16 protein-coding genes are annotated in these 24,092 nt (G+C 36.4%); 9 read left to right on the forward strand and 7 right to left on the reverse strand.

Annotation, left to right across the window (positions count from 1 at the left end; genetic code table 11):
- Positions 1-69 precede the first annotated feature (69 nt).
- The 3 genes from AsAng_RS19100 to egtD form a co-directional block, all read right to left on the reverse strand.
- On the reverse strand, positions 70-1,089 hold the full coding sequence (locus AsAng_RS19100) for an acyl-CoA reductase (RefSeq protein ID WP_264788692.1): 1,020 nt from the start codon (positions 1,087-1,089) through the stop codon (positions 70-72).
- A 240-nt stretch (positions 1,090-1,329) separates the two neighbouring features.
- Complete coding sequence (locus tag AsAng_RS19105) at positions 1,330-4,461, reverse strand: DUF2723 domain-containing protein (RefSeq protein ID WP_264788693.1); 3,132 nt, start codon at positions 4,459-4,461, stop codon at positions 1,330-1,332.
- Between the two features lie 321 nt (positions 4,462-4,782).
- Positions 4,783-5,736: an L-histidine N(alpha)-methyltransferase gene (gene egtD, locus AsAng_RS19110; RefSeq protein WP_264788694.1), complete on the reverse strand. Its 954-nt coding sequence runs from the start codon at positions 5,734-5,736 to the stop codon at positions 4,783-4,785.
- 243 nt (positions 5,737-5,979) lie between these two features.
- Between egtD and AsAng_RS19115 the strand changes: the two genes are divergently transcribed.
- Positions 5,980-7,248 (forward strand): leucine-rich repeat domain-containing protein, encoded by a 1,269-nt coding sequence (locus tag AsAng_RS19115; protein WP_264788695.1) that lies wholly within the window; start codon positions 5,980-5,982, stop codon positions 7,246-7,248.
- A 215-nt stretch (positions 7,249-7,463) separates the two neighbouring features.
- Here AsAng_RS19115 and AsAng_RS19120 read toward each other — a convergent pair whose 3' ends face one another.
- Positions 7,464-8,420 carry a YjgN family protein gene (locus AsAng_RS19120; protein WP_264788696.1) on the reverse strand — a complete coding sequence of 319 codons (957 nt, stop codon included), beginning with the start codon at positions 8,418-8,420 and terminating at the stop codon, positions 7,464-7,466.
- Positions 8,421-8,731: 311 nt separating this feature from the next.
- Between AsAng_RS19120 and tilS the strand changes: the two genes are divergently transcribed.
- The 8 genes from tilS (at position 8,732) to AsAng_RS19160 (ending at position 18,646) form a co-directional block, all read left to right on the forward strand.
- Entirely contained in the window at positions 8,732-10,102 is a 1,371-nt protein-coding gene (gene tilS / locus AsAng_RS19125) for a tRNA lysidine(34) synthetase TilS (protein ID WP_264788697.1), read from the forward strand.
- 4 nt (positions 10,103-10,106) lie between these two features.
- Positions 10,107-11,069, forward strand: a complete 963-nt coding sequence (gene rfaD / locus AsAng_RS19130; protein WP_264788698.1) for an ADP-glyceromanno-heptose 6-epimerase — start codon at positions 10,107-10,109, stop codon at positions 11,067-11,069.
- A 7-nt stretch (positions 11,070-11,076) separates the two neighbouring features.
- Positions 11,077-12,366, forward strand: coding sequence for a bifunctional folylpolyglutamate synthase/dihydrofolate synthase (locus tag AsAng_RS19135; RefSeq protein ID WP_264788699.1), 1,290 nt, complete (start codon positions 11,077-11,079; stop codon positions 12,364-12,366).
- 137 nt (positions 12,367-12,503) lie between these two features.
- Positions 12,504-14,993: a DUF5686 and carboxypeptidase regulatory-like domain-containing protein gene (locus tag AsAng_RS19140; RefSeq protein WP_264788700.1), complete on the forward strand. Its 2,490-nt coding sequence runs from the start codon at positions 12,504-12,506 to the stop codon at positions 14,991-14,993.
- A 73-nt stretch (positions 14,994-15,066) separates the two neighbouring features.
- Complete coding sequence (locus AsAng_RS19145) at positions 15,067-16,608, forward strand: YfcC family protein (RefSeq protein ID WP_264788701.1); 1,542 nt, start codon at positions 15,067-15,069, stop codon at positions 16,606-16,608.
- 121 nt (positions 16,609-16,729) lie between these two features.
- The gene (locus tag AsAng_RS19150) at positions 16,730-17,434 is read left to right on the forward strand and encodes an HAD family hydrolase (RefSeq protein WP_264788702.1); all 705 of its coding nucleotides are present in this window, start codon (positions 16,730-16,732) and stop codon (positions 17,432-17,434) included.
- Between the two features lie 44 nt (positions 17,435-17,478).
- Positions 17,479-18,009, forward strand: a complete 531-nt coding sequence (locus AsAng_RS19155; protein ID WP_264788703.1) for a hypothetical protein — start codon at positions 17,479-17,481, stop codon at positions 18,007-18,009.
- Positions 18,010-18,067: 58 nt separating this feature from the next.
- Complete coding sequence (locus AsAng_RS19160; protein WP_264788704.1) at positions 18,068-18,646, forward strand: hypothetical protein; 579 nt, start codon at positions 18,068-18,070, stop codon at positions 18,644-18,646.
- Positions 18,647-18,692: 46 nt separating this feature from the next.
- Here AsAng_RS19160 and AsAng_RS19165 read toward each other — a convergent pair whose 3' ends face one another.
- The 3 genes from AsAng_RS19165 to AsAng_RS19175 form a co-directional block, all read right to left on the reverse strand.
- On the reverse strand, positions 18,693-21,437 hold the full coding sequence (locus AsAng_RS19165) for a DUF3352 domain-containing protein (protein WP_264788705.1): 2,745 nt from the start codon (positions 21,435-21,437) through the stop codon (positions 18,693-18,695).
- 514 nt (positions 21,438-21,951) lie between these two features.
- Positions 21,952-22,485, reverse strand: coding sequence for a GNAT family N-acetyltransferase (locus AsAng_RS19170; protein WP_264788706.1), 534 nt, complete (start codon positions 22,483-22,485; stop codon positions 21,952-21,954).
- A gap of 310 nt (positions 22,486-22,795) precedes the next feature.
- Positions 22,796-23,734, reverse strand: coding sequence for an ATP-grasp domain-containing protein (locus AsAng_RS19175; RefSeq protein ID WP_264788707.1), 939 nt, complete (start codon positions 23,732-23,734; stop codon positions 22,796-22,798).
- Positions 23,735-24,092 lie beyond the last annotated feature (358 nt).

A 24,092-nucleotide genomic window follows, 5' to 3' on the forward strand; every position in this document is an offset into this window, starting at 1 on the left:
ATGGTCAGCATAAAGCTACTCTAAAAATAGTAGAGCGCCTCCTATCCTTATTCCTGTTCTGAACTTCCTTTATAATTCTATTAAAAATTGCAAGGTATCCACTCCATCTGCATAATCCATTAACTTAGGGGATTGCGCCTGCCCTAAATTAACCGTATTTTTTTGTGGAAGGTTCATTTTGCTTGCAATGCATTGTATTTCGGGCTCCTTATCGTTCAACTTTGCTTCCAAATCTTCTACCCCTTGATAATACTCAAAATGTATAGACGAAATTCGAGACAACAAACTTTCATGCTCTACCACCATCAAACAATCATTTGCCAAATGAGGCACCTTATTTAGTAAATAAATAGAGCGATTATAGTCGTAGTTGTTTTTATATTTGTTATGATCCATAATGTCTTTATAATTATCCATTAGCCCCAATAAACGAGGAAAATCATAACCTTCTGGTACATATAGTTTCGAAATCGAGCGACACCCTAAACCAAAATATCTAAAAATATCGACTCCTAAAGCCAATAACTCTTCATCCGTTTCACTTCCGTCCAATACAGCAATAGAATTTCTATTTTTTCGAATAATGTTGGGATACTTCCCAAAGTACTGCTCAAAATACATCGCTGAGTTATTGCTCCCTGTTGCAATAACGGCATCAAAATTCTTCAACATTGGAACCCTTACAAAATAATCGGCACAACGCTCATCCTCTTGAATCAAGTAAGCAACCATGTATGGAATAAGGTGTTGATCTTTATCAGAGTATTTGATGATTGCCTGATGCCCTGCAACAAAGGTTGCCATTACATCGTGAAATCCTACCGCAGGAATATTGCCAGCCAAGACTAAGCCAACTTTTTGGGCTGTGGTAGTTTCTTTTAATAAAGGATAATTGGCTACCCAAGCTTCTAATTGTTGAGGCGCTAAAAAAGTAGTGGCAAAACTCTCCAATGCTTTCAAAGAATTAGCTTTGGTCAGCCAACGATTATAACGTTCTGTATAGGCAATCGCCAACTGCCGTTCCTCAGTATCTTCTTGCAAATACGCTCCCAATTTCACCAATAAAGCTAAACGCTCTTGTAATGTCATACTCTATTTTTTATTTTAGAACTGCAAATTTCTTAAAAAAAAGCGAATAATTTGCCATTCTTCTTGTTTTAGTTAACATTTCAGGGCAAAAAAGTGGTTCCTAATACGGTTATCTGCTATTTCTTGCCTCTATTGGTCCACTCTCAAAGCCCTTTTAATTCCAAATAAAGAACGACCTAAACAAAAAAAGACCCCAAATATACCATTTGGAGTCCTCTTTTTATTCTTGTAAAATCTATGTTATTGTTGTGATGGAGTCAAGTTAGTAGGCGGAGCTTGTGGCGCTGGAGCATAAGGCTGCAAACGCTCAATCAATGCCTTTTTATACGCTTCATCAGTGCTCATGCTTGCAAATTGCATCAATTGTTGCATCATTCCAGTACACTCTTGTATATCTCTACCAAATGCCTCTCGGTCAGACGAACTAGCCAATGTTGCATAAAAAGACATTCTATCAATCAATGCATCCGCTAAGATGTCCATGTGTTTTTGAGCCTTTTCTTCTGCTTTCAAATCCGCCAAGTAGAATCGAATTCCTTGCAAAGACATCCGACTTTGTTCATAAGGGAAATTCATGTGTGGGAACGATTCAAAGAATTTATCCACTGTCTTTTCAGCCTCTTCTTTATCTCCCTTTCTAATCAAGGCATCTGTCAAACGAATAAATGCATATTGCAAACTGTGAACAGAAGGCATATAACTTTCGTTGATAAAGAAATCCTGTTTGTCAAAATTCCCCCATTTAAACTTCGCCTCATGTTCTTCCGTTCCTACCATATTTTTATACATCAAATCCGTATCTACGCCTCCCATCAAAATAGCTGTTTGAGCAGGGCTTGGTGTTTTGTAAGGTACAATACGCAAGGCCATTCCTTCCAACATCAAATAATCTTTAAGCCCCATGATTTTCTCTGGGCGACAAGTTACGGCAAAGTAAATCGGACGCTCCCAACCTCTCTTAGCATTGGTTGAAATAATATCCATCAAAGCAATTTCATCCTTCATCATAAACTGCCCTTTCTTAAGTTGGAACTTAACCTCAGGCAAAATCATTGAATCAGGGATACTTTCATTAATCGCACCATTAGCAATTGCTTTTTGTTTATCAACTGGTAAATAAACATTTCTAGCAGGAATATAACTTGCATACTGTTGCTGCATTTGAGGATTCATGTTACGAGGTGTAGATCCTACAAATTTGATCACATCATGCAAATTGATGTATTTATCTCCTTTTGCAATTTGGAAAGGCAAATAGTTTCTCAATTTTCCTCTATAAGCCTCCTTAGGTATGGTCATTTCTACTTTCGGCGATTCATTAATTTTACGGCGTAACTGATCGATATACCAATCTACTGCCAATAAACTAAAGTTAATCACTCGAACATCAGGGCGAATATTTTCTACTTCTTGCGCATACCATAAAGGATAAGTATCATTATCACCGTAGGTAAAGATAATCGCATTTGGAGCACAGGACTCCAAGAAGTTAATCGCATAATCTCTAGCACCATATTGATCAGCACGAGAATGATCGTCCCAGTTTTCATACCCCATAATAACAGGTGCAACAAGCGTCAATACAGTTGCCAGACCAGCAGCACCCATGCCGCCCATCTTTTCGCTCAATCGCTCGTAAATATACGGTACAGCCATTCCCATCCACATACAGAAGGTAAAGATAGAACCAACAATTACATAATCTCGTTCTCTAGGTTCTCTTGGTGGTTGGTTGGTAAATACAATAATTGCCACTCCTGTCATCAAGAACAAAACACCCAATGCCGCAGCTTCCCTAGGGCGTTTAGATATATGAAAAAGCAAGCCAATTAAGCCAAAAATAAAGGGCAAGAAATAATAGGTATTTCTAGACTTGTCATTTTTAATATATTTAGGCAGGTTCGACTGGCTATGCAACCTCATGGCATCTAGCGGAGCAATTCCTGACAACCAGTTCCCTTTAAGTGTTTTTCCATCTGTTCCTTGTAATGCATTTTGTCTGCCAATAAAGTTCCAAGCAAAATAACGCCAATACATATACCCCAACTGGTATTGGAAGAAAAACCCTATATTATTTCCCATCGAAGGTTTCCCTGAAGGCCCCAAGGTCATCCAGTTCATATACTCTCTAGAACGATCAAAATGTCCCAAACGTGGGAAAAACATCATGTCACTAGATTTGTATCCCACTTCGATTTTTTCATCTACAATATCATAAACCGTCTTGCCATTCTTTTCTACTGGTCTCCAAACATCTTTGTCTTTATTGTATGTTCCATCTCGTTCAGAAGCGAAGTGTGGTCCGTACAAAATAGGACGAGTACCATATTGCTCACGATTCAGATAAGACAACATACTATAAGGATCACTAGGATTATTCATATTAATCGCCGCCTGTGCATTGGCACGAACAACAACCATCCCATAAGAAGAAAACCCAATGAGAATCATAGCAAACATCATCGTTCCTAAATGTAGGTAATAGTTGTTTTTTTGATGTGCATAGCGCAACAAAGCAACAATACCACCAAATAAAGCCAAAATAAAAAACAACACTCCTGTACCTAAGCCCATTCCTAGGCTATTAACAAACATAAAGTCAACAGCAGCAGCCATTTGAGGCAAACGAGGAATGATAAAATATTGAACGGCTACCAAAGCTCCAAAACCACCTAAGAAACCGATAAAGGCTCCTTTCCAAGTAAAGGTGGTATTTTCTTCTTCTAGTTCTTTTTTCTTGTAATAAAATAAGACCCCTAAAAATGGGAATGCCAACAAACTCAACAAATGGACACCAATTGATAGCCCCATCATATAAGCAATAAAAATTAGCCATCTATCCGCTTTCGGATGGTCGGATACATACCATTTTATAGCAGACCACATCACTAATCCCGTAAAGCCAGAAGACATCGCATACACCTCTCCTTCTACGGCTGAAAACCAAACCGATGTAGCAAAAGTTGTTGCTAAACCTGCCACAACTCCTGAACCTAAAATAGCTAAAGTTTGACCTCCTGCTTCTGGCTCACTATATCGCCCTACCATCGCTAACTTACTCAGCATAATCGTGGAAAGACAAACAAACATGACCAAAAACGCCGTACAGATTCCTGACATAACATTCAGAGAATAAGCGATGGTTGAAGGATCATCAGAAATTAACGTAGCAACCCAGCCAAACATACGACCAATCATCAAAAATAGTGGTGCTCCTGGAGGATGTACTACCTCTAATTTATATGCTGCGGAAATAAACTCTCCACAATCCCACAAACTCGATGTAGGCTCTGCAGTAAGCATGTAAACTGTTGCTGCTACTGCAAACATTAACCATCCAGTAATATTACTGAGTCTATTAAATGCTTTCATTCCGATTTTTTAGATTGTTGTGATTCTATGTAAGGTTAGATTTTGATTATCAAGGCATTTTAGACCATACCTAAATCATCTATTTTTTATTTCAATTTGTATTTTATGCCCTAAAACCTATTTTTAGGACATACAAAGGTAGAAAATCTAGTGTTTTATGCAAAAGATAGCCTTTGTTTTATCTTATGATCCACAAAGTAGCTATTTTATTCCTTCTTAAAAAAAGATAGTTGGTTCTTATTTTATCTTTTAACTTGATATTAAAATAATAATTTGAATCCTTAGCCTTTTTTAAGAACTATTAGCACTGCTATAACATTTTTATAGTTCTAGAAGGGTATCTACAAAATAAGCCTTATTATCCAAAAAATGTTGTTTTACGGTATAACCTGCTGCTGTAGCCAAATCTTCAATTTCTTTGAGGGTATGTTTTTTAGAAATTTCAGTGTGGATGGCTTCCCATTGCTCAAATTTCACCTCCATATTAAGGGCCTCAATATGTATAGATTGTTCTTTTTGACTCACCAAGTGACTCCTCAATTCTCCTGTTTGTGGGTTATAATAAGGATAAAACCTAAAATAATTAGGTTTAAAGTTAGCCCCCAACTCTTGATTGATTCTATGCAATAAATTTAGGTTAAAAGCTGCTGTAATTCCCTTAGAATCTAAATAGGCTTTGTAAATAATTTCTGGGCGCTTTTTTAAATCAAACCCCACCAATACTAAATCTCCTGGATTGAGATACGTCTTTAGCGTGGTCAAAAATTCAACGCTCTCATCGTAAGTAAAATTACCTATATTCGCACCTAAAAACAAAACGACTTTGCGTTCCTTCTTATCCGTATTTTCTTCCTTTAATTGCTCCATCGCTTCCCAATAATCTTTATTGATCGCTCGATGTTTTAAATTGGGATACGCTGCATCTAAACTCTCTGACAAAGCCGATAATATTGAGGTTGATAAATCAACAGGAGTATAGGTAAAATTTACCCCTTTTTCAGAATAATGCTGCAACAAACTCTTCGTTTTTGAAGCATCCCCTGCTCCCAGATCGATTAAATTAAAGCGTTGTTTTGGAGCCCCAAAAAACTCCAACATTTTATCTTTGTAGGTTTCTAATATACAGATTTCGCAATCTGTTAGATAATATTCTGGCAATTGCATAATCTGCTGAAAAAGCCAAGAACCTCGTTCATCATAAAAATAAATGTAGGGAATAGATTTTTGAGTAGCTCCCAAACCATCCTTAACATCTTGTGCAAATTGTTTATTCATAATTGATAATTTCCAATTTTGTGATGGAACAAAAATATAGAAATACTCTACAAAAGAAACAAAACACTTACTTTTGTTTGAACACAATTTGTTCCTCAATTCAATTTTTAGTAAATTTATAATCTATTTGGGCGCCCCACCATTAAAATTGGAACAATTCTTAGGATTATATGTTACTACCAACTCTAGCAGACATTATTATTTGTCTCTATAAATGGCACTACGTAACCAAATCACAACTCAATGAGATTTTTTTATTTTCTAATTTTTTTTTACAGTTTAACAACCTCTTCCTTGGCTCAATATCTACTGAGTCCAGATGAACTGTCTCAAACTCAAACCTATACCTCTCTACCTGAAGCAATAGAGAATGCTGACTTTGTGTACATTTTAGACCTTCGTTCTCAACGACTTAACGAACTAAAAGACATCCAAAAATTAACCAAATTACAAATACTGTATATTGATGGTAATGAGTTGACTGCCTTGCCAGAAGGAATTGGAAAATGCCTAAACCTGCAAATATTAAGAGCCAATAAAAACCAACTAGAATCGCTCCCCAAAAGTTTTAGTAAATTAAAAAATCTAGAAGAGGTCTACTTACAATACAACAATATAGAAGCCTTCCCTCGTGGAATGGAGCGATTGGTAAACTTAAAACTTCTAGATATTCGAGACAATAAATTTGGTGCTTTACCAGAGGTCTTGACCACTTTGCCAGAATTACAAATTTTAGAAGTTGCTTACAACAACATCCGAAAATTGCCAGATAATATTGGCGCATTGTCTACGATGTGGAAACTCAATTTTAATGGCAACCCCATTTCTAGTTTACCAACTAGCTTTGACAAGCTTTTCAATTTAGAGGAGTTGTACATGGGACATACCAGTATTGATTTATCGGCTGCTATTCCTATGTTTGTTGGTTTCACCAAACTATATATATTGGACTTAGGGGGACTAAACATTAGCCAAACACCTACTGATTTTGTTCAGATAACCAGTTTAAAAAAATTGGACTTGACCATGGCAAAAATGACCGTCTTGCCCGATATTATAACACAACATACAACAATTGAAGAGTTAATACTCAACAAAACATCCATCACCAGTCTTCCTGATAATATTCATCAAATGACTGGTTTAAAACGATTGTATATCAAAGAAGGTAGTTTAGAGAATCTACCTGAAAGCATTGGTCAATTGTCTAACTTAGAATTATTAAAAATCGAATACAATGCCATCCAACAACTGCCTGAGAGTATTGGACAGTTAAAGCTTTTACAAGCATTGCATTTGCAAAACAATAAAATTACGACTCTGCCTTCTAGTATTGGAGAGCTATCTAGTCTAAATTTATTGGAAATGCCTTCTAATTCAATTACCACAGTTCCTAAAAGCATTAGCCAATTATCGAACCTAACAGGACTTTATCTATTTAATAATCCTATTTCTCCCTCACATATTGAAGAAATCCGTTCTTGGATCCCCAGTGCTGATGTTCAATTCTAACTCTTCTTCTTAAACAAAAAAAGAGACCACCTTTCAGTCGTCTCCTTTATACAAACTATCTAATACAGGGATAAATCATTAACTTATACCGTACAATTGGGGTTAATCAAGTCGTAAACAAATTATCTTGAAAAATGTACAAACAGTACATGGTAACCGAAGTAGTTTGATATTTTTATTGTAAAAGCAATTTAATAATCAACATTGACCTTCTCTTAAAAGGCTGCTTCCATCACATCCCCTAATTCCTCTCCAAGCGCATCATTATAGGCTGTTTCTGTATCAACCAATCGCTCTACATTTAAGCTGCCTTCAATAGTGATATTAGCATAAATAAAACGCAAATTGCGAACAATTACCCAAGGAAAACCAATTCCAAGAGTAACTACAATTAATAACATATTTGTTAAAGTATGAAGCAACAAAGCTCCTCCTGTCATTTCTGAATAAAATGTAATTGCTTCTTCTTCATGTCTAGCAGAAGTGTTTTCTATTAAATAATTAAACACCTCTTTATTGTACCAAAAGAAATAGATTCCTGCTGTAAAAATTGTTAAAATAATTCCCTTTAGGTTCATTAAAAAATACGTTAGCCCATCTCCCTCGTATCTAAATTCGATGTTGCCAAAACGAGTATGATCTACTAAATAACTTCGGATGTTTTCGGCATACCAAGAACCATATATTCCCAAAGTTACAATGGTCAAAAGCCAACCGATTACAAATTTTTGCACAAACGTTTTTAAATCTCCTCGATAGCCCCAATGAACAGACCTCCAAGAAGTACGAGAAGTTCTATACCGCATAGATCCATGAATAGCATAAGGTGTCCCAACCATAAATAAGCCAAACATTAAAATAGATCCTAAGACCTCTCCTGCCTCTCCAAACAACGCTGATAATACCCCCACTAAAAGCCCAAAAAGAAATACAATACCAACTGCTTTTATAAAACCAATAAACATTTCTTGTCCTGTCCCGTGAAATACAAATCGCTCTCCTTCCAGCTCTGTCTCCCCATGCATATAACGGGCTATCTTTGCTTTTGCCCAAGGATAATAAATTCCTAATGTTATTCCTGTAAGCAACATATTGACAAAATAAATTCCTAATAATTGCGCTCCATTTCCTCGAAATGATAACTCAATCTGTCTTGGTTCATCTAAAATCATGGTTTTAGTCTTTTTATATAGCGTTAATTTAATTATTTATAAATATAGAAAATTATTTATATTTTTTAACATAAAAGCTAAAGATAGTGTTTTTTCTACTAAAAAACAACAAAATTTAACTTTTATCATTAAACCACAACACTAAATCATCAAATAGATGACACACTTATCTTTTTTTTCATTTAAAACCTCCCTATTCAATTTCTACTTCAACCTGTTTTTATTTGCCCCAATTTATACACGGTAGGATGGATCAAAAAACTTGTTTTTTTAATTATCTTAGCCTATCTTTTGCATGAATCAAGCATACTATGTTATCAAACTTTATTACCTACATTCAACAACAAGAATTATTTAGGCTTTCTAGGGATAGAATTTTACTAGCTGTTAGCGGTGGAATGGACTCTATCACTATGGTACAATTATGTAAAAAAGCAGGCGTAAAATTCGGCATTGCTCATTGTAATTTTCAATTGCGAGGAGAGGAATCGGATGGAGATGCTGCCTTTGTCAAAACATTAGCTGAACAACTTAATGTTCCCTTCTATTCCATTGCTTTTGACACAAAAAAAGAAGCAACGGAAACAAAAAAAAGTATTCAAGTTGCTGCAAGAGATTTGCGGTATCAATGGCTAGAAAAAATACGCCAAGCAAATAATTATCAATACATTGCTGTCGCTCATCACCACAATGATTCTATAGAAACCTTGCTCATCAACCTAACCATGGGTTGCGGAATTCGAGGTTTACATGGCATTCTACCTAAAAATGGAGCGATTATCCGCCCACTATTATTTAGCACAAGAACAGAGATCGAATCTTATGTTGAGCAAGCTGAACTGGTTTACCGAGAAGATAGCTCAAACAGCAATATCAAATACACACGCAATGCGTTGCGACATTTAGTCGTTCCCCAATTGCAACGCATCAATCCAAATTTAGAACAAACATTTGAAGAAAATTTCTTGCGTTTTAGAGAGACTGAAACGCTGTATAAATACGCAATTGATCAGCTTAGGCAACAAATCAGCCATCATAAACAAGGAAAATTATGGATTGATATTGAAGCGCTTATTCAATCTCCATCTCCTATAAGTTTATTATATGAACTATTGGCACCTTATGGCTTCAAAACTGCTAAGATTCAATATATTTATAAACGACGAGCAGAAGAGCCTGGCGCTATTTATACCAGCCCAAGCCACCATCTGCTCAGAGATCGGACGCACTGGATTCTTAGTCCAATTGTTAAAGAACAGACTCCATTATCTCCTATTTCTACCTTCCAAACCGCTAAAGGAAGGCTAACAAGAGCAGCACTAAACCTCCAATGGGAGATTTTACCGCAACAAGAAGTCTTAAAAACAGATTCTCAAACCCTCTTTCTAGATTTTGATTCTTTAGCTTTTCCACTACAGTTACGACACTGGAAAGATGGCGATGTATTTTATCCTTTGGGAATGAAAGGCAAGAAAAAAAAGCTCAGCAAGTTTTTTAAAGACATCAAAATGAATCGTTTTGAAAAAGATGCGACTTGGTTATTATGTGATAATAATCAGCAAATCATCTGGATTATAGGGCAACGTGCCGATGAGCGCTTCAAAGTATTGCCTTCTACTCAACGCATCTTAAAACTGAAGATCAGTACAGTTACTTCCTTTTCTAATTTAGACAAAAAATAATCGCATGATAGTTATAACAGGAGCTGCGGGTTTTATAGGCAGTTGCTCCGTCAGTCATTTTAATCAACAAGGCATTGAAGAGTTAATCGTAGTGGATCAATTTGATCGAGCAGACAAACAAAAAAATCTAGCGCATTGTCGTTATTTCCAAGCCATTGATCGAGCAAATTTTATCCCTTGGTTGGAACAAAATGCCGCTACAGTAAGTTTGATATTGCACCTTGGCGCTCGTACCGATACGACAGAAAAAGAAGTGGCTATATTTGATGAATTAAACCTAAATTATACCAAAGCTATCTGCAAAATTTGCACCACGCATCAAATTCCATTGATTTATGCATCAAGTGGGGCGACGTATGGGCTTGGCGAACAAGGTTATGACGATGCAACGCATCCTTCCTTGTTGAAGCCCCTCAACCCTTATGGCAATTCCAAAAATGATTTTGACCAATGGCTTCTAGCGCAAGACAAACAGCCGCCCTTCTGGGCAGGATTAAAGTTTTTTAATGTTTATGGACCAAATGAATACCACAAAGGGCGCATGGCTTCTGTGATTTTTCACACCTTCCATCAAATCAACAAAACCAATGGCATGAAACTCTTTCGTTCGCATCGCCCAGGCATCAAAGATGGCGAACAAAGTCGAGATTTTGTTTACGTCAAAGATTTGTTGTCCATCATTGATTTTTTAATCGAAAAACGCCCTGCTTCAGGTTTGTACAATGTAGGCACAGGAACCGCACGTACCTTCTATGATTTAGCAAAATATACCTTTGAAGCCATGAACAAAGTACCCCATATTGGTTTTATTGATACCCCTGAGGACATCCGAGATACCTATCAATATTTTACGGAAGCAAAGATGGCAAAACTGCGTGCAGCAGGCTATCAAAAGGACTTCTACTCTCTAGAAGAAGGGGTCAAAGATTATGTTCAAAATTATTTAATGACAGCAAACCATTACTAGAAATACGATGAACTATCAAGCCACCATTCAATATTTATTTCGTCAGCTTCCTATGTTCCAGCGCGTTGGAAAACAAGCGTTCAAAAAAGATTTGGGCAACATTATTGCCTTATGCGATCATTTAGGACAACCGCAACAAAATTTCAAAAGTGTTCATATTGCAGGAACCAACGGAAAAGGCTCTACGGCTCATATTTTAGCAGCCATTTTGCAAACCGCAGGTTACAAAGTGGGTTTGTATACATCGCCTCATTATAGAGATTTTAGAGAGCGTATCAAAATCAATGGAACCTATATTACGGAACAGGCTGTTGTTGACTTTGTTGCCGATAACAAAAGCTATTTTGAAGCACTTAAACCTTCTTTTTTTGAAATGACGGTAGCCATGGCTTTTAACTACTTTAGTCAAGAAAAAGTAGATATTGCCATTATAGAAACAGGTTTAGGGGGGCGTTTGGATTCTACCAATATTATTCAGCCTTTATTGTCTATTATTACCAATATAGGAATGGATCATGAAGCCATGTTGGGCAATACATTGCCTTTGATTGCTACCGAAAAGGCAGGAATTATCAAACCCAATACCCCTGTCTTAATTGGGGAAACAAATTCTGAAACAGCCCCTGTTTTCTTACAAAAAGCAAAGCAAGAAAATTCGCCCATTACTTTTGTGGATCAAGTTATCAAAGCCGAACTAGTAGCACTCAATCAGCAAAAAGCCACTTATGCTATTTCTAGTGCTTCTTACAAACTCAATATAGAACAACTCCACCTAGATTTGACAGGAAATTATCAGCAGCACAATTTAAAAAACGCCCTGCTTGCTTCTCAGTTTTTAGCCAATCATCAATTTAACATTAGTCCTGAACATATTCAAAAAGCTTGTGCTAATGTTCAGGGAATTAGTAAAATTTTAGGTCGTTGGCAAGTCCTTTCTCAAGCCCCTTTAACCATTTGCGATTCGGGACACAATGAACATGGGCTAAAATATATTGCCCAAGCCTTAAACGATCTAAAGAAACAGCAAATTCACTTTGTTTTTGGAACCGTTAATGACAAAGACTTGGAAAAGGTATTTCCCTTACTTCCTCAACAAGCGATCTATTATTTCTGCAAGGCCAATGTCCCAAGAGGATTGGATGCCCAAAAGCTGCAACAAAGCGCTAAAAAATATGGATTAGCAGGCGACCATTACCCTTCCGTTGCCGAGGCTTTTGCCCATGCTCAAAAGCAAGCCAAGGCAGAAGATTGTGTCTTTATAGGTGGAAGCATCTTTGTGGTAGCAGAAGTAGTTTAAATTGTGGTCGCTTTTAGAACCAAGAATTGTTAAAAAACCATGGTAAATAGCAACTTATTGTGTACAATTCTTATTTTTAGTATCCTTGGTGTTATCCTTTATCTATTATTCTCATTAATGTTCTATCTACGTTATACATGAAATACTTATGTTTATTCTTACTCTGTTTTTTTATTCAAACGAGTCTTTCTGCCGCTCATATTCGTGGAAAACTAACTGATAACCAAGGCGAGGCGCTTTCTTTTGCTAGTATTTATGTTAGGGGTACCTCAACAGGAACAACAAGTAATATAGAAGGGTTTTATGATCTGGTTTTAGAAGCAGGTAACTATGAATTGGTTTTTCAATATGTAGGGTATGAATCAAAAACAGAAACGGTAACGATTGGTCAAAAAGATATTCAATTGGATATTGTATTAAATCCCATTGCCAACAATATTCAAGAAGTGGTTGTGACCGCAGGAGAAGATCCCGCCTATCGCATTATCCGAAAAGCGATAAAAAAACGAAAATTTTACCTCAATCAAGTCAAAAAATACAGTTGTGACAGTTATGTAAAAGGAACACAACACATCCGAAATTTGCCCAAAACATTTATGGGGCAATCCCTAGATATGTTCCGCCAAGGCTTAGACTCCAATGGAACAGGAATTATCTACCTCTCTGAGTCGGTTTCTAGACTACATTACAAAGAAGGTACTTACAAAGAAATTATGTCTTCTTCCAAGGTTAGTGGCGATGACAATGGATTTAGCTTCAATTCGGGTGCTGCTCTAGCCAGTCTATCTTTTTACGAAAACACCTTTGAATTGGGAGATACTAAAATACTATCTCCTATTGCCAGTGGAGCTTTAGCTGCTTACAAATACCGTTTAGAAACTTCCTTTTTTGATAATGAGGGGCATTTAGTGTATAAAATTGAAGTGATTCCAAAAAACAAATTAGGGGCTGTTTTTGCTGGTTATATCTATATCGTAGATGAGGATTGGGCCATTCATAGCACAGATTTATTCACAACGGGCAAATCGGTTAATATTTCGGTCTTGGATACGGTGCATTTCAAACAAACCCACCTCAAATTAAACGACGGGATTTGGCGCATTTTTTCACAGGATATAGATTTTACACTAAAACTATTGGTTATCGGAACACAGGGAAATTTTATTGGTGTTTTTAGCAATTATGATTTAAACCCAACCTTTGATCCTAAATTCTTTAATGCTGAAATTTTCAAAGTAGAAGACTTAGCCAATAAAAAGCTAAGTGCCTATTGGGATTCTATACGTCCAGTTCCGCTATCTCAACAAGAAACCGTAGAATACCATACCAAGGATAGCTTACAGAAAGTTTGGGACTCCAAAGCCTACAAAGATTCGATGGATCGTGTTAGCAATCAACCCAAAATATTTGATTTAATAACAGGCTATACCTTTAGAAATAGCCATCGCCAATATCGTTTTACGATTCTTTCGCCTATACACACCTTGCATTTTAATACCGTACAAGGGCAAATCATTGGTTTAGGACTAGAATTCATCAAAGACATTAATGAAGAGAAGCAACGTTGGTTTAAGTTGCACGCCGAGGGAGAATATTCCTTTGACGACAGGCAATTCAGAGGCTTTGGGTATTTTCAAATGCGATTTAATGCCCTTAACAATGCTTTTCTGCATATAGAAGGAGGACGCTACAAACGGCAATTTAACCCTAGTGACCCCGTCCCTTTATTGGTTAACACCTATTACAGTTTATTGGCTAAGTTGAATTATATGAAGCTCTATGATGAATATTATGGGCGAGTTTATTATTCCCAACAAATTGTTAATGGTCTACTCTTTAAAGGGTCTATTAAATATGCACATCGGGTAGCACTAACCAACAACGCAGAAGCTTCTTGGTTTCCCAAAAATCCCAATCGCCATTTTTCGAATCACCCCAAAGACTTGGGCTATCCGCACAGGATGAAAGATGCTCCAAGCTTTTTGGCACATCAACACTTAGAAATCGTACTAGCTTTGCGTCTTCGTTTTGGACAAAAATACATCACTTATCCCAATCGTCGATTTTATACTTCTTCTAAATTTCCAGACATTTGGATTCGTTACAAACGAGGAATTCCCTTGTTAGGAGCAAGCACCAATTACGACTATTTAGAGTTAAAAATTGAAAAAGATGAAATTCCAATTGGTACCGTAGGGCTGTTGAGTTTTAAAGCAACGGGAGGTTGGTTTCCATCCTCATCCAAAATGTATTTCATAGACTACCATCATTTTAATGGCAATCAAACTATTATAGCCAAAACGAGTGAATACCTGAGTACTTTTCAGTTGCTTCCTTATTATGAGCGCAGCACCAACTCATTTTTTGGGATGTTGCACATACAGCACGATTTTAATGGTTTTATTTGGAATAAAATCCCTGGGCTAAAAACCCTAGGTTTTGAATTTGTTACAGGTTATCACCTCCTTTATACACCAGAACAAGGTGAATACATGGAGTTTAATATAGGATTAGATCGAATTGGTTGGAATTTATTCCGTTTCTTACGAGTAGATTTTGTTATGGGTTATCAAATTGGAGAACCACTGCGTTATGGAGGGGTAATCGGATTGACGATTTCTTTGTAACAACATCATCAACGTTAGATATTCTCACGCTACTCGCTAATTAACCACATTAAAAAACTTTAAGCATTAAGCAATGAATCAGCCCCTTGAAGAAACAGACAACAAATCTAAATTTAGTTTTCCCTCGGCTCACACCGTTTTGCTTATCATTGCTGCATTCGTAGCATTGTTAACTTGGCTTGTTCCCGCTGGCAAATACGACCAATTGGAATACAAAGCAGCAACAGACAACCAGCCAGCTCTTTTTATTCATCACGCCCAAGATGGCGATAAAGAGTATCCTGGTACGCAGGCAACCCTAGATGACTTAGGGATGAAAATTGACATCAAAAAATTTGAAGATGGAGCAATCTGGAAAGCGGTTGGTATTCCAGGCACGTATCATGTATTAAAAAGTAACCCACAAGGCATCGAAGAATTTATACAATCGCCACTCAAAGGAATCATGGAAGCGATAGATGTAATTCTATTTGTTTTAATCATTGGTGGTTTTATAGGAATCGTCAATCATACAGGAGCCTTTGACGCAGGCGTTGCCAGCCTAGCAAGACGTCTAAAAGGTCGAGAAACTTGGCTTATCATCATTATCTCTTCCTTGATAGCCATTGGAGGAACGACCTTTGGTTTGGCAGAAGAAACCATTGCCTTCTACCCTATTTTAGTGCCTGTTTTTCTAGCTGCACGCTATGATGCTATGGTTGCATTAGCGACCATTTACATCGGCTCCTCCATGGGCACAATGGCTTCTACCGTCAATCCTTTTAGTGCTATTATTGCTTCTAACTCTGCGGGAATCAATTGGACCAGTGGTTTGTATGGTCGTTTGACAATGCTCGTTCTAGGAATGGGCATTTGCCTGTGGTATATTATTCGATATGCCGAGCGAGTACGCAAAGATCCTTCTAAATCTATTATTTATGAGCAAAAGGCAGCCATTGAAGCTCAATTTATGAATAAAAACCTCGAAAAAGACCAGGCGTTTACCTTATCCACCCAACTCGTCTTAGTCCTTTTTGTCCTTTCTTTTGTGGCTATGATTTTTGGCGTTTCTATTCGAGGATGGTGGTTTATGGAAATGACAACGGTATTTTTTGTAGGCGCTATCCTGATTGGATTGGTTGCCAAAATAAAAGAAAAAGTTTTTGTAGAACAATTTGTAAAAGGAGCCAATGACCTGCTCAATGTAGCCTTGATTATTGGTCTGGCAAGAGGCGTTACTGTTTTAATGGACGAGGGATTAATTAGTGATACCCTACTCTATTATGCATCTGGAACAGTAGAAGGCATGCCCAAGGCTATTTTTGCCAATGTAATGATGTTTTTATATGCTGGTTTGTCGTTCTTTATTCCCTCTTCTTCTGGAATGGCCGTATTGTCCATGCCTATTATGGCACCATTGGCAGATGTGGTGGCTGCTCCAAGAGAGATTGTTGTAGATGCTTATCAATATGGTATGGGATTAATGGCTTTTATTACCCCTACAGGCTTAATTTTAGCCTCTCTAACCATGGTCAATGTAACGTATGACAAATGGATAAAATTTGTTCTGCCTTTACTGATTATTTTAACTATTTTTTCCATGTTTTACCTTACCCTTTCTGTTTATCTTTTTTAGAAAAGTTATAAGTAGAAAGTCGTATGTTTTTTATCATCAAAATAAAAACATACGACTTTCTACTTATGATTTACATCCCATTCACTACTGCAAGTAATTTTTTTTATTAGCTTTTAGAATTATGACCAAAACCAAATTAGCAATTTTTGACATTGACGGTACCCTTACCAAGACCAATGAAATTGACCACCTTTGTTATATTGATACCGTACAACGCTTTATCGACAAACGCTTTACCACCTTTGAAGCAGAATCTTTTACCCATTTTACCGATAGCTGTATTTTGATAGAACTGTACAAACGTTTTTTGAATCGACCGCCCAGTGCGCTAGAAGAAGAAGCATTTAAAGCCTATTATTTTAATGCCCTTCAAGAAAGTCTAAACAATAGCCCCAATTACTTTCAGGCAATTGACGGCGCAGTTGAAATTATGCATGCCTTTTCGGATGAATGGGCAGTTGCTTTGGCTACAGGCTGTTGGGTCGAATCTGCAAAGATCAAATTAGCAGGAGGAGGCGTTGATATTGGTCAACATCCATTGGCTACTGCCAGTGATGCAATTACTCGACAAGATATTATGCTAACAGCGGTAGAACGTTCTAAAGTACTGCATCAAACCAACCAATTTGAACATGTTGTTTATATTGGAGATGGTATGTGGGACAAGAGTAGCTGTGCTTCTTTAGCCATGCCTTTTGTTGGCATGGATGCTGATAATGATAACTATACCACTGGAAAGCTGGGCAATTTTCATCTTTTGGCAAATTATACCAATCAAGAACGAGTATTCCAGTTGCTAGAAGAAGCCATCTGCCCTGTTATCTAGCTTTTATTATTCCTTGCCTTACTCCATTAAAAAATTAGCCTTTTATGAAAATATACTATTTACTATTGATGTTTGTTGCTAGCGTCAATACACTTTTTGCTCAGAAAATTCCCGACAACTTTAGGCTAGATAAAATCATTCAAGCCAATGATTTGCCCATAGGTAATCCCAATGCTGTTTTAATGACCAATGATTTGAAACATCTCATTATTAGTTATGAGCACAAGCCTACTTATTTGCGAGTTTATGAAACTCAAAATTGGGAACAAGTGAATCAAATAGAAGTGCCTGGGGTGCTTTATTTGGGGCAATCCTATATAGACTGTGACAATAATGAACTACTGTATGGAGATTATGGTGCTACTAAGCCTAAATTTTATCTTCTAAATATCTTATCTGACTATAGAGAAAAGGTAAAACCTAAAGATCTACCGCTACAAAACTGCGGCCACTCTTTTGTTGGAAAAACCAAGTTGCGAGAACAACAATTTAGAATAAAAGACCAATTTATCATCGTTCTCAATCACCCTAAACGCACCATAGAAATCTTTGTAAAAAAGGTAAAACGCACCTAACCAACTTGCTATCCCCTAAACATTGTCCATTTAAACGAACCAGCCATTATTTTTCTTCATGCACCATAATATATTAGATGATTTTTCGCCCTCAGAGAATATTGCACAACGAGAGGTTTACCGCCACCTTAATGAAAAAGAACAACTCATTTGGGCGGGGCGTCCCAAACAAAAAATAATATTTGAAGCAGCAGATGGTTGTTTAATTCCTTTTAGTTTGATTTGGGGAGGATTTGCTATCTTTTGGGAAATTATGGCAATTACTACAAATGCAGGAATCTTATTGATTCTTTTTGGAATTCCATTTGTACTCATTGGGCTTTATGGGATTTTTGGGCGATTCATTCATAAATCATGGGTTCGAAAAAGAACCTTTTATGGCGTAACAGAACAGCGTATTATTGTCGTTCGGAACAACCGTGTCTACTCCACTAATTTAAGTCAAATATCTGACATCCAAGTAAATGAAGACAAGGATGGTTCTGGCACCTTAATATTCGCTCTAAGAGCATTTAATAACAGCCCAACTATCCAAGATTTAAAAAAAATTCCAGCACTTATTATAGGGCGCAGTTTCCAAGCCATCCCCAATGTTCAATTTGTCTATCAACAAATCCAAAAATTACGAAAAAAATAATGGCAAGCAGCACAAATGATTTATCGGAAAAAATAAATCTTCTTACTTAAAATTTCAACTTATAAGTATAAATCCTATTATGATTTGCAACGACCAAGGTATTGCCCTGTTCTCCAAATAGATCAACCACCTGAAAGGTTGATGTTCCCGCCAAGGGAAAACCATTCTGAACATTTCCTTTGGCATCTATCAATGAAATACTTCCATTTTCGGGCTCCCAAAAACCGATATAACGCTTAGATTTCCCTGTCAATTTTATCTCAAAAGCTTTCCGTTTTACCTTTGCATCCAAAGCATAAACCCCTGCTTGTTTTAAAACGTCCTTCAATTTTCCTTTGGCATTTTTTTCCTTGGTATAATAATGCACTGCCATTTTATCGGCATTAATTCTAACATAGTCTTTACGAGCATCACCAATAACATCTGCATAGATAAACTGTACGTTTTTATTCATTCCCTTGACCGCTGCCAAACCAAACCCCTTACCAACAGAGTTTAGTACTCGAATTTTTCCATTTTTGCTGCCCCCTGCAATTCGCCCAATAGAAGGATCTACCCCCCAATTGGTAAGCCCACTCCCCAATTTTCCTCCTCTAAAATAAGGCATTCCATCTCTTTTAAACGCCATGCAAGTCCCCGATCGAGTCGTCATCATAAAATAACTTTTATCCCTATACTTCATAAAAGCCAAAGGACTATTAATTCTTCCCACCCGACTAAGAGGCTGCCAGCCCGATAACGGTTTCCCATTTTGTTCATATCCGTAAACTGCCCCATTTCTGCAAGCAATAAAAAAACGAGGCCCTTTGCCATAATCTACTGCCAAGACTCCATTTGATGCCCTACTAATCAGAGGAATCATTTTTAAGGTTTTGCCTGCTTTATCCATTACATAAATGGCAGAATCTGTACTGAAGGCATATTGTATTTCATTATTAGAATGAAAATCTACCTCAAATATGTCAGAATTAATTTTTCTTGTCAAGACTTTATCCTTGCTCCATAAATTTTCTCCATTTTTATCAAAAAAGTACAAACGGTTTTTGATGTCTTGTGCCAAGATATAATAATTTCCATCGTGTGAACGGACGGCCTTAGGCGCAATAGCTGCTGCTGCTGCTAAGTCAGCCTGCCAAGCAGAAGTTGCTTGGATTTTTTCCTTCTCTTCTACCACATTATAGGCTGTTGATAGCGTGACTAAGAAGTGCTCCTCAAAACCAAAAAATTGAATGCCAACTGGATAAATATTTTTGAACTGTTGAAAAGCAGTTTGAATGTAATTTTTAAATTCTGGACGGGCAAAATGTTGTAAAAACTTTACAGAGTTAGGCGTAGCCAATAAAGCATAAATATTAGACTGATTGCGAGCTTGCGTAAAAAAGGCATGATACTCTGGCAAGTCCAAAATCATCTGTCTAGTATTAAAGCTCTTGATCCATCCCTCTAAGGTCGTCCTAGTATTGGCAAACACCACATAATTTTCGATAAGGGTATAATAGGGATTCTGCAAAGGATCTATATCCTCTCCAAACAATGGCAACAGAGGGCTATTAGCAGCAATCTGAGTAATTTCAAAATTTTGATAAATTTGCCGATCCAATTCGCCAAATTTATGGGCATACTGATTGAGTAATTTCCATGTTAGGGAGGTATCCTTGCTTTCCAAAAAGACCAGCTTATCTTTCGCAAAAGCATTTTCATCATCGGTTGGGTCTCTAAAAAAAAGCGTCACATCTCGTCCTATCCACGGAAGAAAATATTTTTCAAAATCTTCATAGCTTCGTTCTTGATAAGCCTTGTAAAAAGTTTCAAAATTTTCCCAGCCCAAATACAGCATTGCTCCTATGTTTTTAGGCAATAGCTCTGCCACTCGACTATTTTGGGGTGCTTTTTGTTGTGCCAAAGCTTTCAAGAATTTATTGTCCTTGTCGGGATACAAATGCCCACTCATCATAAATCCCTTTTCTAGAAAACGGGTGTCTAGCCCCATCCACTCCCCTATCTCCATCAACCCCATAATAGCTCTAGGATTTGACTGAGTAAGAATACTGGTTAGACTAGAAATCGACTGAAAATTCACATAAACTACCAATTCATTGGAACTATTAGCCAACTCTTTTTTTACCTTTAAGAAAGAATCATTTCGATTGGTATTAGAAGAAATATTGTCCAACTGCTCGATGCCCGATTCTACCAAAATGGTCACGGGGCTTATCAAAATTAAGCCATAAAAAACAGATAAAGAAAGCTTCTTTTGCCCTTCAAATTCCAAGGTATAAATGGTGCGCCCCCGATAAATGGTTTCGGTTGTATTTTGGGGCATCAGCTCCGCAATAAATGCCTGTACTTCAAAACGTTGTTGATAATCATCCAACGCATACAACCAATTGGCGGTTTCATTACTTGTGATCTGTACCCCACTAACAATATGCGCTTTCTCCAAAATTGTCGAATAGGTCTGTGTTGCCCGAAAGAGTGAATCGACAAAACGCAAACCCTGCTCCCACTTTTGCAACAACGAAATACTTTGCAAATCTTTATAATAGATCGATTTTTGCAATTGTTGTAGGGTTTTATTGTACTCATTCGTCTCAATCATCAAAGCGGTATGTTCTGACATAGCCTCAAATGCTTTGATTTTCACAAATGGCATTCTAAACAGCCCCCAAGAGGTTCCCAACCATAAAATCAATCCTGTAACCAAACTTAGCCCTAAGATTTGTTTGCGATGGCGGTACAAAATAGGGCGCAAAAAATAAGCCCAAGAAAACTTAAAAAAATCTATTATCATTTAGCTATAAAGTATTGGTTGATCTGGTCTACGATAGAATTATCAAGAATATAATCCCTCTCATTTTTAGAGATACTAGAAAGTCATTAGCGAAGCAAAATTACTGCTTGTACACTTAACTCCTTAGTTACTTGCCAAACAAAAATATTCTATTTCATATAGAAAGTAAAAAAATGATGGTTTTAATAAAAGATTGTTTTGTTTTTGGTTTCTATAATGATTATTTGGGCTTGGCATCTTAAAAAAAAGCCATCCACGAAAAAATCGGGATGGCACACAACATTATTGGTAACAATTGCTTTAGGGTGTTTGTTTTTCTTTTTTTAGAGGTTTGATAAAGTAGCTTCTAAGCTAAAAAATGTTGGTTGATAAGTAAAATTGCAATAAATTTTAGTGGCTAGCGATGTAAAAACAAAGTAATAGCGAGCTATTGAGGCTTTTTAAAGAAGCTAGGGCAAAATTTAGCCGTCAATAGGTTATCATTTATTTAGATCAGGCACTTAAACATGAAGCATTAATTATTGATATATATCATAAGATTTAAAATCTCTTCTTGCCCCTTAGAATTTGGTTTGAAGTTAACAGTACCAATAACCTTAAACCCTAAAGATTCTAACCCCTTCACTCTTTGTGTTATAACCTCAACAAGCGCAAATTTAATATTATCATTTTTGAGTTTATTTATTCTTATTTCATCAAAACACTTTGAAAGCCCTTTTCCTCTAAATGATTTATCGATTGCCAGTCTAGAAAAAAAGCCAAAAGGTCGTTCTGGAGGAAGTTCAAAGTTTTCTAAGTTTAGTCCAACATCTATGGCATCCTCAATTTTATTAAAATAGGTTAACCTAGCAGTAGCAATAACTTGCCCTAAGTCATTAGCCTTATACCAGATAAAGGAATAATTATCTGCACTATCAGACCAACCATTTGGAAAAAGGGTTTTGTTTACGGTCTCTTTTGCTGGTGAATTTTCCCAAGCCTGAACTCTAAAATCATAAATTTCCTGAAATCGTGATTTATTGGTAAGAAGATTAATTCCTTTTTCCATTTTAAAAAATATATTAAAAAGCAAGATTCAACAAAACATGTCCAAGTTAAAAAATAACATTAACTATTTCATCAAAACCATAGCATTCTAACTGCCAATACCTTTTATTATTATTTATGGCTAACATGACTCCATTTAAAACCACTAAGCCCCAATTGTTGTAAGCTCATAAGTGCTGATGCGCTAACTAATCAACGGGGTAATGATTCTAAAAACTGCCAAAAAATTAATTTTGGCAGTTTACAATGAAACGAACGTGCACTTGTCTAAAAGAAATATCCCGTTTCTTAATAAAAATATTAGGTATAACTTATACTAAGCTAGGTTCTAATAAGGGTACTCCTTTAAAAAACAATTCTGCTATTGGGAGATTTAATTCTTCAATAAGATCGTGATAGATTCCAGGATGGCAATTAATATCTACGACTTTATAACCTTCAGCTGTTTTGATAAGATCTAAGCCATAAAAATTAGCGTTTAAGACTTCGCCAATTTTTAGCGTAATCGCTTCAATCTCTTTATTTACTTCAACATAATCCACTTCCCCACCTGTTTTATTTCTATCATAGACCTTCCAGCCCGATATTTTGCTAGATTTTTTTCTAAAACCATAGAGAATTGTTCCATTAATAACCGTTACTCCTGTCCAATCTGCTAAATCATTGGGATAGAATTTTTCTAGGTAATAATATTGTTTGGGGTGATATTCTATAATATCTCTCAACTGTTCAAACGCATCTATTTTAACAATCCCCAAGCCCCAGCTAGAACGTCTTGGTTTCAGTAGGAAGGAATTATTGTCAAATAAATGCTCCATGGCAGTTACATTATCGATGTTCACCAAATAAAGCTCAGAGACAGGAACGCCATGGTTGTGTAAAATACTAAAGGCCGAAAACTTGTCGGTTGCCTCTCTATAGAAGGTAAACGAATTGTGTACTTCTACATTCATTTCTAGTACCCGTAATACCTCCAAATGATAACTATCTAAACTTCGGTCAATATCTCCCATCCAGACAAAATAATCCAAATCGCTCATACAAAAAGACCCTAAATAAACTTGGTCATTCTTAATAATAGCATTTCGGAAATCTAAATCTTCAAAATATTCGACCCCTGAATCATCCAAATACTTCATCAATGATTCATGAATTTTGACATCAATACCAGCAGGATTATCTACATCTATCGTCTTATTTATATCCTTCCTTGGGGGAATCCACAAGCCTACTTTTATTTTTTCAAGCATAATAATTATAACATTTTTTTTTCTACTATTTTTTTATTTATTCGAATTTTCATCATTTACAATAAGGTAGGCAAAGGACGGTTTATTTGTTGATAATCAGTTGCACCACTGATACCAATAGTTGACTATTTGTTACATTTGGCTTCTTTTTATTGATTTTCTCTCCTTTTAAAAGGAAAAAAATAAATTAGGCATTGCGCTTGCATTTTTATACATAGATATGAACTAAAACTAACAAGGTATTATATTATATATTTTTTTAAGTACTTTTGCTTATTCATAACAGATACCAATAAAAAGTATTCCCAAATCTAAAAACAGGATGCAAGGCAAAACCAATAAGGGTTAAGCATATCAT

Origin of the sequence: Aureispira anguillae (genome assembly GCF_026000115.1) — a bacterium.
Classification (GTDB): Bacteria; Bacteroidota; Bacteroidia; order Chitinophagales; family Saprospiraceae; genus Aureispira; species Aureispira anguillae.

Excerpts from the sequence above, each read along its gene's own strand:
- AsAng_RS19135 (WP_264788699.1), top strand. The coding sequence starts at position 11,077 with ATGAACTATCAAGCCACCATTCAATATTTATTTCGTCAGCTTCCTATG.
- tilS (WP_264788697.1), top strand. The coding sequence starts at position 8,732 with ATGTTATCAAACTTTATTACCTACATTCAACAACAAGAATTATTTAGG.
- AsAng_RS19140 (WP_264788700.1), top strand. The coding sequence starts at position 12,504 with ATGAAATACTTATGTTTATTCTTACTCTGTTTTTTTATTCAAACGAGT.
- AsAng_RS19155 (WP_264788703.1), top strand. The coding sequence starts at position 17,479 with ATGAAAATATACTATTTACTATTGATGTTTGTTGCTAGCGTCAATACA.
- AsAng_RS19100 (WP_264788692.1), bottom strand. The coding sequence starts at position 1,089 with ATGACATTACAAGAGCGTTTAGCTTTATTGGTGAAATTGGGAGCGTAT.
- AsAng_RS19150 (WP_264788702.1), top strand. The coding sequence starts at position 16,730 with ATGACCAAAACCAAATTAGCAATTTTTGACATTGACGGTACCCTTACC.
- AsAng_RS19175 (WP_264788707.1), bottom strand. The coding sequence starts at position 23,734 with ATGCTTGAAAAAATAAAAGTAGGCTTGTGGATTCCCCCAAGGAAGGAT.
- AsAng_RS19160 (WP_264788704.1), top strand. The coding sequence starts at position 18,068 with ATGCACCATAATATATTAGATGATTTTTCGCCCTCAGAGAATATTGCA.
- AsAng_RS19145 (WP_264788701.1), top strand. The coding sequence starts at position 15,067 with ATGAATCAGCCCCTTGAAGAAACAGACAACAAATCTAAATTTAGTTTT.
- AsAng_RS19170 (WP_264788706.1), bottom strand. The coding sequence starts at position 22,485 with ATGGAAAAAGGAATTAATCTTCTTACCAATAAATCACGATTTCAGGAA.
- egtD (WP_264788694.1), bottom strand. The coding sequence starts at position 5,736 with ATGAATAAACAATTTGCACAAGATGTTAAGGATGGTTTGGGAGCTACT.
- AsAng_RS19105 (WP_264788693.1), bottom strand. The coding sequence starts at position 4,461 with ATGAAAGCATTTAATAGACTCAGTAATATTACTGGATGGTTAATGTTT.
- rfaD (WP_264788698.1), top strand. The coding sequence starts at position 10,107 with ATGATAGTTATAACAGGAGCTGCGGGTTTTATAGGCAGTTGCTCCGTC.
- AsAng_RS19115 (WP_264788695.1), top strand. The coding sequence starts at position 5,980 with ATGAGATTTTTTTATTTTCTAATTTTTTTTTACAGTTTAACAACCTCT.
- AsAng_RS19165 (WP_264788705.1), bottom strand. The coding sequence starts at position 21,437 with ATGATAATAGATTTTTTTAAGTTTTCTTGGGCTTATTTTTTGCGCCCT.
- AsAng_RS19120 (WP_264788696.1), bottom strand. The coding sequence starts at position 8,420 with ATGATTTTAGATGAACCAAGACAGATTGAGTTATCATTTCGAGGAAAT.